This window comes from Aeromonas molluscorum, from assembly GCF_051376105.1.
Classification (GTDB): domain Bacteria; phylum Pseudomonadota; class Gammaproteobacteria; order Enterobacterales; family Aeromonadaceae; genus Aeromonas; species Aeromonas molluscorum.
In genome coordinates, this window is record NZ_JBPQCY010000002.1 from 859,563 (window position 1) to 875,725 (window position 16,163).

The 16,163-nt window shown below is 59.2% G+C and carries 13 protein-coding genes; 10 read left to right on the forward strand and 3 right to left on the reverse strand.

Going from position 1 to position 16,163, the window contains the following annotated elements:
- Positions 1 to 2 precede the first annotated feature (2 nt).
- On the reverse strand, positions 3 to 3,272 hold the full coding sequence (gene mscM, locus ACSMDR_RS14590) for a miniconductance mechanosensitive channel MscM (protein WP_436468716.1): 3,270 nt from the start codon (positions 3,270 to 3,272) through the stop codon (positions 3 to 5).
- A 156-nt stretch (positions 3,273 to 3,428) separates the two neighbouring features.
- Here mscM and ACSMDR_RS14595 point away from each other — a divergent pair, with 156 nt between their 5' ends.
- The gene (locus tag ACSMDR_RS14595; RefSeq protein ID WP_436468717.1) at positions 3,429 to 4,769 is read left to right on the forward strand and encodes an MATE family efflux transporter; all 1,341 of its coding nucleotides are present in this window, start codon (positions 3,429 to 3,431) and stop codon (positions 4,767 to 4,769) included.
- Between the two features lie 93 nt (positions 4,770 to 4,862).
- Here the strand turns inward: ACSMDR_RS14595 and ACSMDR_RS14600 are convergent, their stop codons facing one another.
- Positions 4,863 to 5,690 carry a peptidoglycan DD-metalloendopeptidase family protein gene (locus tag ACSMDR_RS14600; protein WP_005897369.1) on the reverse strand — a complete coding sequence of 276 codons (828 nt, stop codon included), beginning with the start codon at positions 5,688 to 5,690 and terminating at the stop codon, positions 4,863 to 4,865.
- A 296-nt stretch (positions 5,691 to 5,986) separates the two neighbouring features.
- Here ACSMDR_RS14600 and ACSMDR_RS14605 point away from each other — a divergent pair, with 296 nt between their 5' ends.
- The 6 genes from ACSMDR_RS14605 (at position 5,987) to ACSMDR_RS14630 (ending at position 12,568) form a co-directional block, all read left to right on the forward strand.
- On the forward strand, positions 5,987 to 6,532 hold the full coding sequence (locus ACSMDR_RS14605) for a fimbrial protein (RefSeq protein ID WP_436468718.1): 546 nt from the start codon (positions 5,987 to 5,989) through the stop codon (positions 6,530 to 6,532).
- A 10-nt stretch (positions 6,533 to 6,542) separates the two neighbouring features.
- Positions 6,543 to 7,304, forward strand: coding sequence for a fimbria/pilus periplasmic chaperone (locus ACSMDR_RS14610; RefSeq protein WP_436468719.1), 762 nt, complete (start codon positions 6,543 to 6,545; stop codon positions 7,302 to 7,304).
- A gap of 210 nt (positions 7,305 to 7,514) precedes the next feature.
- Complete coding sequence (locus tag ACSMDR_RS14615; protein ID WP_436468720.1) at positions 7,515 to 9,968, forward strand: fimbria/pilus outer membrane usher protein; 2,454 nt, start codon at positions 7,515 to 7,517, stop codon at positions 9,966 to 9,968.
- Positions 9,965 to 10,708: a fimbrial biogenesis chaperone gene (locus ACSMDR_RS14620; RefSeq protein ID WP_436468721.1), complete on the forward strand. Its 744-nt coding sequence runs from the start codon at positions 9,965 to 9,967 to the stop codon at positions 10,706 to 10,708. The genes ACSMDR_RS14615 and ACSMDR_RS14620 overlap by 4 nt, the downstream gene beginning before the upstream one ends.
- A complete protein-coding gene (locus tag ACSMDR_RS14625; RefSeq protein WP_436468722.1) occupies positions 10,705 to 11,757 on the forward strand; it encodes a fimbrial protein in 1,053 nt (350 codons plus the stop codon). The genes ACSMDR_RS14620 and ACSMDR_RS14625 overlap by 4 nt, the downstream gene beginning before the upstream one ends.
- Before the next feature lie 37 nt (positions 11,758 to 11,794).
- On the forward strand, positions 11,795 to 12,568 hold the full coding sequence (locus ACSMDR_RS14630; RefSeq protein WP_436469332.1) for a BPSS1780 family membrane protein: 774 nt from the start codon (positions 11,795 to 11,797) through the stop codon (positions 12,566 to 12,568).
- Positions 12,569 to 12,607: 39 nt separating this feature from the next.
- On the opposite strand, the gene ACSMDR_RS14635 is transcribed toward ACSMDR_RS14630, so the two are convergent.
- Positions 12,608 to 13,504 (reverse strand): LysR family transcriptional regulator, encoded by an 897-nt coding sequence (locus tag ACSMDR_RS14635; RefSeq protein ID WP_436468723.1) that lies wholly within the window; start codon positions 13,502 to 13,504, stop codon positions 12,608 to 12,610.
- Between the two features lie 116 nt (positions 13,505 to 13,620).
- On the opposite strand from ACSMDR_RS14635, the gene ACSMDR_RS14640 reads away from it, so the two are divergent.
- From ACSMDR_RS14640 to oxyR, 3 genes are all read left to right on the forward strand, one after another.
- The gene (locus ACSMDR_RS14640; protein WP_436468724.1) at positions 13,621 to 14,481 is read left to right on the forward strand and encodes a Vmh family MBL fold metallo-hydrolase; all 861 of its coding nucleotides are present in this window, start codon (positions 13,621 to 13,623) and stop codon (positions 14,479 to 14,481) included.
- 72 nt (positions 14,482 to 14,553) lie between these two features.
- Positions 14,554 to 15,183 carry a DsbA family protein gene (locus ACSMDR_RS14645; RefSeq protein WP_005913793.1) on the forward strand — a complete coding sequence of 210 codons (630 nt, stop codon included), beginning with the start codon at positions 14,554 to 14,556 and terminating at the stop codon, positions 15,181 to 15,183.
- A gap of 71 nt (positions 15,184 to 15,254) precedes the next feature.
- The gene (gene oxyR, locus ACSMDR_RS14650) at positions 15,255 to 16,154 is read left to right on the forward strand and encodes a DNA-binding transcriptional regulator OxyR (RefSeq protein ID WP_436468725.1); all 900 of its coding nucleotides are present in this window, start codon (positions 15,255 to 15,257) and stop codon (positions 16,152 to 16,154) included.
- Positions 16,155 to 16,163 lie beyond the last annotated feature (9 nt).

Genomic DNA, 16,163 nt, shown 5'->3' on the forward strand with positions numbered 1-16,163 from the left:
TCCTAGGCACGACTGAGGCGGATATCAACTTGCTGGTGCGGCAGGTGCATGCCCAGTTGATGCAGTTTTTCCAGAATGGCCGAATGGACCTCATGGGTGATCGGCATGCGGTGATCCATATTGTTGACGTAGAGCCGGATCTCATAAATCAGCGCCGAATCGGTGAACTCGATCAGGAACACCTCCGGCGTCGGTGTATCCAACACCAGGCTGGATTCACGTACGCACTCTTCGAGCAGTTGCTGTACCCGTTTGGGATCCTGGGTCAGGCCGATGCGAATACGCAGCTTGACCCGGGTGATGGCATCGGACAGTGACCAGTTGATGAACTGCTCCGTGATGAAGGCCTTGTTGGGCACAATGATCTCTTTCCTGTCCCAGTCCACGATAGTGGTGGCGCGGGTCTTGATCTTGGAGACGGTGCCGGTCAGCTCGCGAATGGTGACGGTATCACCGAGCCGGATCGGCTTTTCAAACAAGATGATCAGGCCGGAAACGAAGTTGGCGAAGATCTCCTGCAGGCCGAAACCCAGCCCCACCGAGAGTGCCGCCACCAGCCACTGGGTCTTGGACCAGTCGATGCCGAGCATGGAGAAGCCGGTCAGGGCACCGATCAGGATCACCATGTATTTGCTGACGGTGGTCAAGGCAAAGCCGGTGCCGGGGGAGAGGCTCAGGTGCTGGAGCAGGGTCAGCTCCATCAGACCCGGCAGGTTGCGAGCCGTCATCACCGTCAGTATGAAGACGAACAGGGTCAACATCAGATCCTGCAGGGTGATGGCCGACAGCTGCTCTATGCCGGCGACCTTGCTGCTCACCTGCCATACCTCAATGTTGCTCAGGAAGCTGAAGGCCGAGTTGAGATCGGACCATTGCACCACCACCAGGATGGTGAAGCCGAGCATCAGCAGGGTGCGAATAAGGCCGAGGGACTGGGCGCTGATGGTATCCAGATCCAGCTCTTGTTCCTCCACCACATCCGGGATCTCCGAGCTGAGATCATCTTGTTCTTCACGCTCGCGCTGGGCCAGGATCTCGGCCCGGCGGCTCTTGGCACGATCGAAGGCGAGCCGCCTGCGCTGGATCAGCATCCAGCGCCTTGCCAGGTAATAGATCAGCAGGCAACCGAGCCCCATCAGCAGGCTCACTTCCAGCTGACGCAGCAAGATGCGCGAGGTGTAGAAATAGCCGAGCAGGGCACCTATTACCGCCACCAGGGGCGCCAGCATGAGGGCGTTCCAGATGAAGTGGTGCAACAGGTGGGGCTTGTTCATATCTGCCTGGCCCCAGGTCAGCGGCAAGCGTTCACGATTGAGGCGCACGAAGAAGAGCAGCAGCCAGAGCGCCCCCACCATGAAGGCGAGCCGGCCCAGGGTGTCGTAGAAGGCATGTTCCTGATAGCTGTCGGCCATGCCCTGCACGAAGAAGCTGGGGATCAGGATCAGTAAGAGGGTGCGGAACTGGCCCCAGACTCGGGTCACCTGCACGCCACTCCAGCCGAAGTGGTGAATGAGTATGCCTTTCTCCATGGTGAGATGACGCACCAGCAGCAGGGCCAGCAGCAGGAACCAAATCTCACCGAGCCCCTTGGCGATTGCGATGGCGAAGGGATATTGCCATGCCCCCTCCAGCTGGTAGCGCAACAGCAGTGCCATGGCGGGCAGGGGCAGGGCGGCGACCAGGGAGCGAAGCAGCAGACGGCTGGTCAGGCTGAACTTGTCCTGGGTCACTTTGCCGACCCTTGGGGCTATCTGCTGGCTGAAATTGCTCAGGTGGCGGGCCAGCCGGATCCAGAGTCCGAATAGCAGCAGCAGGGTGAGGACAATGAAAGTAAGACGGGTGGTGCCCTGCTCGGCCAGTGCCAGTGGCAGTTGCCACCAGTTGGCAGGATCGAAGGCCAGTCCCAGGGCGGCAGGTACTCCGAGCAGGACAGCAGGAGTCAGCGGAGGTACATCCGGCAGCCAGAATAGATGGCTGGCACTGAGATTGCGAATTTCATCTATTTTGCTGTTCTGGCGGATATAGAGCAGCTTGAGCCTGGTCTGTTCCTGGATCAGGGTATCGGCGGCATCATTGAGACGGGTCAACAGCAGGCGACGCGTCTTGAGCAGGTTATCGAGCACTGTGACCTGGGAGCGGTCGAGCTTGCTGTTCTCCTCTTCGAGCAGTTTATCCCTCACTTGAGCCGGGTCTTTGAGTCCCTCCTGCTCCCCTTCATAGCGGTATTTGGCGATGCGCGACTGCACTATGGCCGACTCTAGCTTGTCGAGGGGGAAGTAGGCGGGCAAGTCGGCCAGCTTGCTGCGCAGGTTTTCACCGTAAGCATTGCTTATCTGCAGCCATTCGAGCTGTTCGCGGACCGAATCGACCAGGTCATTGAGGTGAGAGAGGCTGTTGTCCAGATCTCGCTGCTCGTCTTGTACTAGCTCGATCTGCTCTTCCAGGGTGCCGAGCTGGATGGAGAGCGTCTGGTTCTGCTGTTGCTGCTCCTGCAGCAGCGGCATGTCGGCGGTGAGCTGGGCCTTGAGCCGCTCGCTCTGGGCCAGAGTGCGTTCGGTATTCTGGCGCCTGAGCAGGTTCTGTTGGCTGATGAGGGCGTTTTGCCACTCATCTTCGTCGGTAATGGCAAGGTTGAGTCCCTGTACCTTGAGTTTGGCGAGATCGCTGCGCTGCTGGGCAGAGAGCTGTTCCAGCTCCAGCATCTGGATCCTGTCCGATAGCGCCTGCTCCTTGAGGCGGGTCATCAACTGCAGCGCCTCATGCTGGCGATCCGATTCCCCACTGAAACTCATCCGATCGAGCTGGGTACGCGTCTGTTGCAGTTGTTTGCGCAGCTCATCGATGCGCAGGTGAAACTCCTGACCGGTGATCTCCTGCTGATTGAGGTTGTCGATCAGCTCCTGACGCTCCTTGCGCAGGTTGAGCTGACGATTACTGCTCAGTCCCAGCGCCTGACGCAGGGCATCTTCGCTCAGGCTAGCGAGTGGCACCCTGTTGGCGGGTTGGTAGTTGTGCAGTGCATCTTTGAGGCGCGCCGACTCATTGGGGTAGTCGATCATCAACTGTTGATAGGCCTTGCCCTGTTCCCGGTAGCGTTCCGCATCCCGGGCGTATTGCAGTGCCTGCTGATAGCTCTCCCTCAGCTTCTGATGCTCAGGCGCCTCGCCCTTGGGCACGCTCTGGAGCAGCTCCTCTATTTGCGAGGTGGCATCATCGGCCTGGGATAACAGGGGAAGGCAGAGGAGAAGCAGGGGGAGCAGGCGTTGCAACATGAGGCTCGTTTCCGTTCGAGAGAAGAGCCCTAGCCTAAAGCAGGGCCCTGGAAGGGTAAAGTTTTACATATTAATGATTCGTAACATAAATAACGGGTGAAAATGGATTTGTTTGGCTATTATCCTGCCCCTTTGCTTGTCACTGTTGAGAATTCTATGTCGACCCTGGATCTGGGCACGGCCCCGCTCGGCCGTCTGTGTTTGCGCTATGTCACGCCGACGGTGGCTGCCATGTTGGTCACCGGGGTCTATGTCACCATAGATGGCATCTTCATTGGCCACATCCTGGGACAAGACGGACTGGCGGGCATGATGCTCGCCTATCCCATCTGCGCCGTGCTCTATGCGGTCGGAGCCCTCATCGGCATGGGCGCCAGCGCCCGGGTCTCCTTCTTGCAGGGCAAGGGGGAGTCGCAACTTGCCCGCCTGATAGTCGGCAATGCCTTGCTACTGGTGCTGCTGGCCTCTCTGCTGCTCAGCGGCATCGGACTCCTCTACGGGGAGGGACTGCTGCGCTGGATGGGGGCCGAGGGCGCCGTGTTCGATGCAGGCGTTGCCTACCTAGACTGGTACGCCCTGCTTGGGGTCTTTGCCGTGCTCTCCATGGCGTTTACTGCCCTGCTGCGCAACGACGGTCACCCCGGACTCACCACCTGGATCCTGGTGGCAGGTGGCGTACTCAATGTGCTACTCGATTACCTGCTGATGGCCGTGTTGCCATGGGGGCTGGCGGGGGCGGCCATCGCCACCATGCTCTCACAAGCGATGACAGGTGGACTCTGCCTGTGGCACTTCCTTAGCCGCCGCAGTCAGCTACGGATCCGTTGGGACAGCCTGCGTCCGGATTGGCGTCAAATTGGCCAGACGTTGCGGCTCGGTTTCTCCAGCTTCCTGATGTATCTCTATCTCTCTGTGGTATTGGCCATGCACAACAAGGCCATGCTGGCGGTGGGAACCTCGCTGCATGTCGCCGCTTATGGGGTGATAAGTTACACCGAGGCCTTCTTCTATCTCATCTTCGAGGGGATCGCCATGGGCATTCAACCCATCGCCAGCTTCAATGCCGGCGCCGGGCTGTGGCACAGGGTCATCCGCATTCGCAACCTGGCGCTGGGGACGACCCTGATTATCGCCTTGCTGGCCTTGTTCCCGCTCTATCTCTGGCCAGAGGGGGCCGTCTACCTGTTTGCCGGCGACAACCCGGCCCTGCTGCCGGTGGCTACCTTGGGCATCTGGCTTTACTTCTGGGGCTTGCCGCTGGAGGGATTGTTGCTGGTGGGGGCAACTTACTTCCAGGCCATAGGCCGCGCGCGCATGGCTTCCCTGCTTACCGGCGGCAAGCTAGTGTTGATCGGTGGTTTCTTGTGGCTATTTTCCACCCTGTGGGGGGTAGCAGGCGTCTGGCTGGCCCTGCCTACTTCCAGCGCTTTGCTGATCGCCATCATGGTGTGGGGCATGCGCCAGGAGTCGGCACGCCATGGCGGGGCCACCTCCTGATAGACAAGGCGACTATGACCTCAGGATAAGTGGGGTCAGTGCATGAAAAAAGGCAGCCAATGGCTGCCTTTTTTCAGTTCTGGATAGCCGGCTTCAGGGCTTGAAGGCACCGATAAAGATGGCGGGATCGACCCGGCTGTCGTTGAGGCTGACGTTCCAGTGCAGATGGGGGCCGGTGGCACGGCCAGTTGAGCCTACTCGGCCGAGAATGCCGCCTCTGGGCAGACTCTGACCCCGTTTCACATCCACCTTGGAGAGATGGCAGAACATGCTGATCAACCCCTGGCCGTGATCGATAAAGACGGTATTACCATTGAAGAAGTAGTTGCCGATAAGGATCACCTTGCCCGCGGCGGGGGCCTTGACGGGAGTGCCGGCACCGACCGCAAAGTCGAGCCCCGAGTGGGGGTTACGCTCCTCACCATTGAAGAAGCGTCGCAGTCCGAACGGGCTGGAGAGTGGCCCCTGCACCGGCTTGTCAAACATCAGATTGCTAGGCTGGATCGGGCTGAAGGACTGATAAGCTTGGGTCTGCTCGGCCAGTTCACGCTGGATGCGGGCGAGATCATCGGGGTTGGGATTGACCTGCCGCTTGTTCTTGAGCTTGATGTGCTGCTCGCGGTAGTGCTTGTTTTCGACGGTGAAGGCGAGGGTGCGACCGTCGGCCAGGGAGAGCCGATGCTCGCCGAGCTTGCTCTTGAGCGGTATGCCGACGATGGCGATCCACTCCTTGCCTTGCTCCTTGACCACCAGCACGGGATTTCCCTCATAGCGAGGAGCAGGTGTCTGGCTCCCTTCATCGAGGGGAATGACGGCGATGCCACCGGGAACGGGTTGATTGAGCAAGCGGCTGATAAAGCCGGGCTCAGCCTGCAGGGCTGCACTGCACAGCAGCAGGCAGAGGGAGAACAAGAGGCGCATAGACCACTCCGGATAGAGGCAAATAACAGAGGCGATATGATGCCACATCGCCGTTTATCTGTCTGACATCCCCAGGCTGAATAGTACTTCTCCTTGAAACAGTGAATGGTTCACTTGGGGCTTTCTATATTTTGAGCTGCGGCAGGCACTGCGCCGCAGGTTGTGCTATTTACTAATAAGTCATTAACTTTTGGTCGTTAAATGACACCCATCAAGGATGATGTGCCGGAGATAGAGAACAGAGCATTGCCAGCACACCGAGTTGAGCTATCCCAGCGGGTTAGGTGGAGGTTGTGATGAAAATAAATCTTCTTGCGGCTCTTGGACTCTCGGCCAGCTTGCTGGCCTCGGGGTCTGTCTTGGCCTTCAATGGCACCATAACGATCACTGGGGAGGTCACGGCGGGAACCTGCGACATTTCTGTCAACGGTGGCAGTGCTTCGGCGATTGTGACCCTGCCCACTGTCAGTACCAATGCACTCTCCGGTCTGGGGGTAACCGCCGGTGCGACAGGTTTCAATCTGGAGCTCACCAGCTGCCCGACGACGGGTTCGGTGCGAGCCTATTTCGAGAACTTTGGCGTGGCCCAGAGCACGGGGAATCTGAGCAATAAAGCGGTGGCGTCCGGCGGTAAGAACCCGGCGGCTAACGTGGAGGTGCAGATCCTAGCATCCGACAGCACCCCTATCGATCTGAGAGACAACACGGGCAATGATGTACTGGTTGATTTCAATGCGACCGGCGATGCCACCCTTTATTACAGCGCCCAGTACATAGCCACCGGGCCTGTGGGAGCCGGGTTGGTGTCAGCTGACCTTATCTATTCTCTCGATTATCACTGAGATCTGCCCCATGAGCACGGTATCGGGTCTGGCCCGTTGGAGCGGCATGTTAGGTCGATTCCTGCTCCATGGGGTTGTGCTCTTTCCCATGCTGGCCTGGGGGCAGGTTCAGATATCTGGCACCCGGGTCATCTATCCCTCCACGGCTCGTGAAGTGACACTGGAGCTGACCAATAAGGGCACGCTGCCAGCGTTGGTTCAGGTCTGGATGGATACGGGCGATCGCCGGATCCGGCCCGGTGCCGATAGATTGCCCTTCCTCATCACACCACCCATTACCCGAATAGAGGCCTTGCGCGGCCAATCCCTGCGCCTTGCTTACATAGGGCAAGGACTGCCCCTCAACAAGGAGTCGGTGTTCTGGCTCAATGTGCTGGAAGTGCCGCCCAGTGCCAAGTCTGCCGTGGCGGGTCAGAATCTGGTGCAACTCGCCTTTCGCTCTCGCATCAAGCTGTTCTATCGGCCCCAGGGATTGGCCGGTGATATCCAGCAATCCGCCAACGGGTTGCAGTGGCAATTGCTGCACCAGGCGAGTGGTTACGTGCTGCGAGCCAGCAACCCGAGCAGTTACCACGTCAGCATCAGCAATCTCGATCTGACAACGGCCCAGGCCAGGCAGTATGTCAATCGCAGCGGTGGCATGGTGGCGCCTGGAGCCAGTTTTGATTTTCCTCTGGAACGATTGAGCGGGCCAGTGCAGGCCAAAACGGTGACCTTCTATTGGCTTAATGATTATGGTGCCCGCGAGGTGGGCCGATTCGCGTTCAACTGACGAGCACCGGGTCGGGGAATTGAGCCCGGCGCCAGGTCTTCCCGCATTCGATGTCAGTCTGTATCTGGAGGGAGGTGCGCCGTGATTGCCTGTGTTCTCCCTGCCGCCATATCGATGACAGGTCTTCATGTTTGCCCCCCCGCCTGCCTGGCATCTTGCCGGGTTACACGCATTTTCCTGCTTATAATCCTGCTCATCGGTCATACCGCAATGGCGAATGAGCCGGTGCAAGCCAAGGCGATAGCGGCTCCCGAACCGGTGGAGTTCAATAGCCAGCTGCTTGACGCTCTTGGCATGAATATCGACCTGACCCGCTTCTCTCGCGCCGACTTTGTTCCGCCAGGTATTTATCAACTCGATATCATCATTAACGGCCAAGACAAGCTGAGCCAGCAGCTGGAGGTGAGGACGGGCGCGGATCCCCAGTCACCCCGCTTCTGTTTCAAATCAGCTCAGGTTGAGCAATGGGGGCTGTTGATCGGTAAGCTCCCTCATCAGCAGGCAGTTAACGCGCTGTTACAGAGCGATTGTATCGAGGTGGAAGCGTTGGTGCCTGAAGCCCGTTTCACTCTGGATTTGCCCAGCCTGACAGGTGCGCTGAGCCTGCCGCAGGCTTATGTCGGACGGGTGCGTCGCAACTATGTGGGGCCGGATCAGTGGGTGCAGGGGATCAATGCCGGTTTTGTCGGTTATAACGCCAATCTCTATTACAGCGACCAGCGCGGCGCATCAGACAAGCTCAGCAGCAACATCAACCTCAATAGTGGGCTCAACCTGGGGAGCTGGCGTTTACGTCACAATGGCTCCTTTCAGAGCGAAGGTGATTATCAAGCGCTCAACAGCTATGCCCAGCGGGATATCACAGGGCAGAGAGCCCAGCTCACCTTGGGGGAGTATTTTTCCCCGGGAGACAGCTTCGACAGTGTGCCCTTCACCGGTGTGCAGCTTGCCAGCGATGATGCCATGCTGCCGGATTTTGAGCGTGGCTTCGCCCCTGTGGTACGCGGTACTGCCGAGACCAATGCCAGGGTGACCATCCGTCAGGGAACGGCACTCATCTATGAGACCCAAGTTGCCCCTGGCGCCTTCGCTATCGACGATCTCTATGCCACCAGTTTTGCGGGCGATCTCGATGTGACTATTACGGAAGCTGACGGTCGTGAGCGCAGTTTCACCCTGCCATTTTCATCGGTGGTGCAGATGCTGCGCACCGATGCCTCCCGGTTTAGCCTGACCCTGGGCCAGTATCGCAATGATGCGGGGGTTGATGGTCCCAACTTCTTGCAAGGCACCTACAGACGCGGCCTCTCCAATATCCTGACCCTCTACGGTGGTGCTATTGCGGCGCAAGATTATGGCGCCCTGCTGGGGGGATTGGCAGTCGGCTCCGATTATGGCGCTCTCGCTCTCGATCTCACCGGCTCCTGGGCACGGGATCTTCCCCCCGAGTCCAGATTAGCCAAGGAGTTGTCGGGGCAAAGCTATCAGTTGACCTACAGCAAGCAACTGGATTACACCCGCACCTATGTCACGCTGGCCGCATACCGGTTCTCGAGCGAGGGTTATCTGGACCTCAACGATGTGGCGGCATTGCAGGGAGATCGCCTCAATTTGTTGCAACGGGAACGCAATCGCTTCCAACTCAACATCAGCCAGCCGGTAGGGGAGCTGGGCGATCTCTATTTCAGTGGCATCGCGCGCAACTACTGGGGAGGTGAAGCGAACAACAGCAGCTTCCAGCTGGGTTACAACAAGGGGGTTAGCTGGGGCAGTCTCTCCCTCTCGGCCAGTCACTCCCTCAATGAGGACGATGGCGGGGATCAATATGTGTTGAGTCTCAGCATTCCCATCGGCGAGGCACTCGGTGGGCCACGCCTGAGTAGCACCCTCTCCTATCAGGAGGGACAGGGCTACAGCGCCCGCGCCGATCTCAATGGTGGTGCTCGCGATGGTCTGCTCTATTACGGGCTTTACGCCAGCAAGAATGGAGGGGGCGCAGCCAGCCACTATGGTTACGGCGGGAATTTGCAGTATCAGGGGGCCGCGGCCCAACTCGGCGCCAGCACCAGTCAGGGAGATGGTTACTCCCAATATGTCGCCTCGGCCAAAGGGACCTTGCTGGTACATAAAGATGGTTGGGTATTGGGCCAGACCCAAGGGGAGACAATGGCGCTGGTGGAGGCCAGAGGGGCTCAGGGAGCCAAGATAAGCCATGGTATCGGCAGTGAGGTCGATGGAGATGGTTATGCGGTGCTGGCCGGGCTCAATCCCTATCGCAACAACATCATCAGTCTGGATCCGGGGGGGCTGCCGGTGGACGTGGAGATAGAGGGCAGTGCGCAGATGGTGGCCCCCAGGCGCGGTGCCATCGTCAAACTCGACTATGAGACTCATATCGGCCAACCCTTGCTGCTGCAGGCCCAGCTACCGGATCGGATGACGCTGCCTTTTGGGGCCGATGTAGTTGATAGCAGTGGCCGCTCGGTGGCCGTGGTCGGACAGGGGGGACTTATTTTCGTGCGCGGCGAACAGGGGCCGCTTCACGTGCAGTGGGGCAAGGAGGGAAGCCAGCGCTGCCGTCTGGACTATCGACAACCCAAGCCGGATCCTGCCATTCCCTATCAGCAGGTGACCGCCCTCTGTCAGCCTGAGCAGACGCCATGATGAAGCCGCGTCGGCTCTATTGCCTGATGTTACTGTGTGCGCTCCTGCTTTGGGAAGAAGAGGGACAGGCCGCCATCAATTTGATGGCGACGCGTCTCGTCTACCCGGGCGGGGCCCCCGAAGCCAGTCTCAGGGTATTCAACGATGACCAGGCCCCCAGCTTGCTGCAGGCCTGGGTTGATGAGGGGGATGTGCAGCAAGGACCGAGTCACAGCAAGGCGCCATTTTTGGTGACTCCTCCCATGATCCGGTTGGGGGGGCGCAAGGGGCAGATGCTGCGCATTTACGGGGTGGATACCAAACATCTGGTACAGGACCGCGAATCCCTGTTCTGGCTCAATGTGCTGGGTTTACCTCCCAAAACTGTTGCTGAAGGGGCCAGGGTACAGCTCGCTTATCGCACCCGCATCAAGCTGTTCTATCGGCCCGCAGGCCTGCCTGGCTCAGTGCGCGACGCCGTGACTCGGCTTGTTTGGCAAACCGGGCCGGGGCTGGGCGTGACTGTGTCCAATCCCGGTGGGTTTTATATCAGCCTGAGTGAGGTGTTGATCTCCCACGGCAAGCAGTCGCTACTCTGGCAAGAGGCTGCCTTGATCCCGCCGCAGGCTAAGCTGTTTCTGCCCATTGCGGTGTCAGATGAGATCGCATTGCACGGTGCGCGTGGCAGGGCGCGCTGGATTGATGATGATGGCAACTATCATGAGCAGGGCTTTCAATTGACTCAGGGAGCAGGGCGATGAAATTCAGAATCGGTGAGCGGGCGGGCTGGACCCGGCGGGCACTGGAGCGAGTGGGGATGCCGGGGCTGTTATTGTTTGGCGCGCTCTGTTACTTGCCCGATGCGAGCGCCGTCAACGGCCAGTGCACCAGCCCCTTTCTGGCAACAGTCCCGGTGACCAACCCCGTCAGCGTCTATCAACCGGGGGATACGACCAATGGCAGTTTTGCCACCACCAGCACAGCTACCTGCGACTGTACCGGTATATCGCTTGGTCTCTTGGTGACGGCTTACTACCAGGGGGCGACCACACTGCCGACCATTGCCGATACCCTGGGTACCCTGATTAAACTCAACGATTATTTCGGTCTCAAGGCGGAGTTCAATGTGGGAGGGAGTTATCGTACTGTCCCCTTCAATACCACGACAATCGGATTGCTCAGTGTTTGTGTCGGTAACCTGCTCAATTTGGCGCTTGGCGGCATTGACGTCAATGGCGGTAAATATACCCTCAAGCTGCTCAAGGGGATCACTGGCACCCAGACCTTCAGTGGCACAGTCGCCAGCCTCTTCGTGCGGCGCTCCAGCCTGCCCGATACCAACGTTGGCAACGAGTTCAGCCGGTTGGCCATGAATATCAGCATCACCTCAACCCCGAGCTGCCAGTTTCCAGCTGGTACCAGCATTCCTCTGGATCTCGGGGCCGTGGCCCAGAGTGCCTTCGTCGAAGGAGGCGTGCCACGGGGTTATGCCCCGCGCAGCGTCAATGTGAGTGTGTCGTGCAGCCAGATCCCGAGCGACTACGTGATCCCTCTCAGTTACAGCTTTGGTGGTGCTCTCACCAGTCAGGGTAACTTCATCAACACCAGCCTGGCGGGAGTGGGCATAGGTTTGCTCCAACAGGATACGGATACCCCTATTCCATTTGATACTGCCATCGGGGTACCCTACTCGCAAAGCACCCATAAGACTGACTACAGGGTGAGGGTGTATCCGACCAAGCTGCCAGGTCAGCCGGTACGAACCGGGCCCTATACGGCCACCGTCATGGTGACGGTGACTGTGCCCTGAGCCGCCCTCAGCCCGCGAATCCTATCGAGGCTAAATGATGAGTACCCACAGCGCCCTGCGCACCGAGCCCCAGCGTCACCCCATAGGGCGGGGCTGGTTATGGATCCGTAGTGGATTCGATATCTTCAACAAGGGCATGGGACTGAGCGTTGCCATGTTGCTGCTCTGGCTGGGGGTCGGCTTGCTGATCGAGCAGCTACCCGCGGGAGGCTTTATTTCCCAACTGCTCTACATGGTGTGGATGGCGGGTTGGATGGTGGTGGCCAAAGGGGGTGATGAGCAGGGACGGCTGACCCTCTCCGACCTGTTCGCTGGCTTTCGCCACCGATTGACGCCACTGATGATGGGGGGCTTGTTTGCCCTTGGCCTCTTCACCCTGATAGCCATGCTCTGTTTTGGACTGCTCTCTTGGTGGGGGCTGAGCGATCTGTTCAGTCAGGATCCCGAACAGCTTTCCCTGACGGTGGAGCAGGCAAGAGGCGTGCTGCTCTGCGTGCTGCTGGGGATGTTGCTGCTGGTGCCGGTATTGATGGCGGTGACCTTTGCCCCCGCCCTCATCTATTTCCATGATGTCGGAGCCTGGCAGGCCGCCAAACTCAGCTTCATCGGCTGTCAGCGCAACATGTGGCCCTTCCTTTGGTGGGGGCTGCTGGGCTGCGTCATGCTGCTACTCGGCACCCTGTTGATGCTGATTGGCCTGCTGGTGGTGTTGCCTGCGCTCAACTACTCCATCTATATGGCTTACAAGGATATTTTCCTCATCGAGCAAGAGGGGGAGGAGGGGATCGCCCTGACCGGCTTCGAAGCCTGATCCCTGCTTCTCTTTATCAGGGGCCGAAAGGCCCCTGTTTTATTGCCAGAGTGGATCGGCTGCCATGCGCGCGACCATGAAGTCGAGGAAACTGCGCAGCAAGGGAGACATCTGCTTGCGGGTGCCATAGACACCGTAAACGCCCATTTGCTTGGGCTGCCAGTCGGGCAGCAAGGCCACCAGCTCACCTCGTTCGAGATGCGTTTTAACCGAATAGTGGGGTTGCAGGCTGATGCCTGTCCCCGCCAGGGTGGCGGCCAGAAGCAGGTTGGATATATTGGCGCTCAGATTGCCGCTGACGGGAACCGACTGAGGGCCCTGCACCCCATCAAATTGCCACAGGCTTTTGCCGAAGTAGGTGTAGGTGAGGCAGTTGTGCAAGGCGAGATCTTGCACCTGTTGCGGCACCGGGTGGCTGGCCAGGTAAGCCGGACTGGCGCAGACCACCGAGCGGCAGGTGCCGAGCCGGCGGGCGACCAGATTGGGATCCAGATCGTTGGTGATCCGCACGGCCAGATCGATACGCTCCTCCACCAGATTGACCGTCCTGTCCAACAGCAATATGTCGACAGCCGTGCCTGGATAGCGGGCCAGATAGTCGTTGGCGATGTTGACCAGCAATGCCTCGGAGAGGGAGTAGCTGCTGGTGATGCGCAGCAATCCCTTGGGGGCATCCTGGCTCTGGGCTGCCAGCTGCTCCATCTCTTCGCCCAGGGTCAACATGGTACGGGCTCGCAACAACGCCTCCTCTCCCGGCCCGGTCAGACTGAGGCGGCGAGTGGTCCGGTGCAACAGGCGGGCTCCCATCCAGCGCTCCAGCTCGGCCAGGTAGCGTGAAACCATGGCGCGCGACATCTCCAGCTGCTCTCCCGCAGCGCTCAAACTGCCCTGTTCCACCACACTGACAAAGACCCGCAGGGCGGTCAGTCTATCCATGTTTAACCTCTATCTGTTCGATTCATGCAACAGTGAAGTGACTATTATGCTGTATTTGCAACTCAGTCGTTCTAATAAACTCTGTTCATCCCGAATCCATCATTAGGAATGACGCAATGAACAAGCAAGCACTTCGCAATTTGACCCTGGCCACCACACTGCTCAGCGGCGCCGCGCTAGCTGCCCCTCTGACGGTGACCGTCTACAACCCGGGCGAGCAGGGGATCTTCCCTGTCGCTTCCGAGATCGTCAGCGGAGACAAGGAAGCCATACTGGTTGATGCCCAGTTTGGGGTCGGTGATGGCCAGGCGTTGGTCGAGTTGCTGCACAAGAGTGGTAAGACGCTGACCACCATCTTCATCAGTGGTGGCGATCCCGATTTCTATTTCGGCCTGGAACCTCTCAAGGCGGCCTTCCCGAACGTCAAGATAGTGGCCAGCCAGCACGTAGTTGACCATATCAAGGCCACCAAGGATGCCAAGCTGGCCTACTGGGGCCCCATTCTAGGCAAACAGGCGCCCAAGAGCCTGATAGTCCCCGAGGTGATGACGGCGTCCCATCTGACTATTGAAGGTGAGCGGATCGAGATAAAGGCAATGAACACGCCGAGCGCCTATCTCTGGGTCCCCTCTATCAAGACCGCATTCGGTGGCGTGCCGGTGTATCACGGCGTGCATGTCTGGATGGCGGACAGCCAGACCAAGACGGCACGGACGCAGTGGGTCAAGACCCTCAATGAGTTGCTGGCGATGAAACCGGCCAGGGTGATCCCGGGCCACTTCCTGGGAGCAGAGCCCAGGGGGGCCGAAGCCGTGACCTTCACACGCGATTATGTGCAGCGCTTCGAGCAGGAGCTGGCCAAGGCCAAGGACTCAGACAGCTTGATCCAGAGCATGAAGCAAGCCTTCCCCGCGTTGCCTGACGATGATGGTCTGGCTATCGGCGCCAAGGTCGCGACCGGCGAGATGAAGTGGTAAAGCATTGAGCCTACTTCCCTGTGTTTTTTACCGGGCCCCTTGGCCCGGTTTTTTCAAGCTGGATACGACGCCATGAAGATGAAAGAAACAACATTGCACTACGTTTATGACCCCCTCTGCGGCTGGTGTTATGGTGCAGCCCCCCTGCTTGCGGCCGCGGCCAGGCTGGCGGGAGTAACGATCAAGCTGCATCCGGGCGGTCTCTGGCTAGGCGAGCGGCGCCAGGCGATGGGATTGGCCCTGCGTGATTATGTCAAACCTCATGATGAGCGGATCCAGGCCCTGACCGGTCAGCCTTTTGGTGAGCGCTACTTCAATGGGCTGCTGCTCAGGGATGGGTTGCAGCTCGACTCTGCCCCTCCCATTCGCGCCATACTCGCGCTCGGCACCCTGGGGGGCAATGAGTTGACCCTGTTGCAGCGTATCCAGGAGTCCCACTATCGGGATGGTCTCTGGGTCGGGGACTCGGTGCTGTTGGCCAGCCTCGCCGCCGAACAGGGCGTGGATGAGGCTGCCTTTCAGCATGCCTATGAGACACAGGCTCTGGAGCCTGCCCTGCTAGAGAGCCAGCGTTGGCTAACCCGACTCAGGGGCCAAGGTTACCCGACCTTGGGGCTGGCGCGTGGCGAGGCGCTGCAGCGTCTCGACATCGGTCCCTATCTGGGAGACGTGGCAGGGTTTCTGGCGCGATTGGCTGACTAGGTTGCCTTGTTCTTCAAGCACTTATTGGGCATGCTAGGGGTCGATTTTTTGCCCGTCAGCAGTGGGGATATATGAACCTTCGCGATCTCGAGTACCTGGTAGCGCTGGAAGAGGAGAAACATTTTCGCAAGGCGGCGGAGCGCTGCTTCGTCAGCCAGCCGACCCTGAGTGGCCAGTTGCGCAAGCTGGAAGATGAGCTCGGGGTTATCTTAATCGAGCGAACCTCGCGCAAGGTGCTCTTTACCCCAGCCGGTGATGCCATGGCCCAGCAGGCTCGCAAGGTGCTGCGCGAGGCGCGTGAGCTAAAAAACATCGGTCAGCACTTTGCAGAACCGATGTCAGGGGAGATCCACATCGGCCTCATCCCCACGGTGGGGCCCTATCTGTTGCCCCATATCATCCAGGATCTGCGCGAACACTTTCCCCAGCTCGAATTCTACCTTTACGAAGAGCAGACCCAGGTACTGATGAAGCGACTCGAGGAGGGGGAGCTGGACTGCGTCATTCTGGCTGAACTGGATGGCATGGAGGGCTTTGGCTCACTGCCGCTTTATCAGGAGCCCATGTGGCTGGCGGTCCCCCGGCAGCACCCCGAAGCCCACGCCAAGGCTGTACCGCTTGGCAACCTCAAGGGCAAGAAGCTGCTAATGCTGCAAGATGGTCACTGCCTGCGGGATCAGGCCATGGGGTTTTGCTTCGCCGCAGGGGTAGGGGAGGATGTGCGCTTCCAGGGCACCAGCCTGGAGACCCTGCGCAATATGGTGGCGGCAGGCAGCGGCATGACGCTGATCCCGCGCCTGGCGGTGCCCGCCAATCGCGATGAGGGTGGGGTGAGCTACCGACCCGTGATTGACCCCGTTCCCGGGCGCGCCATCTCACTTTTCTATCGCCATTATTCGGTGCGCCGTCCCTGCTTCAACGAGCTGGCGAGCCGTATTCGGGCCTTGATGAAGGTGCAGTTGGCCAGTTGAGCCATGAAC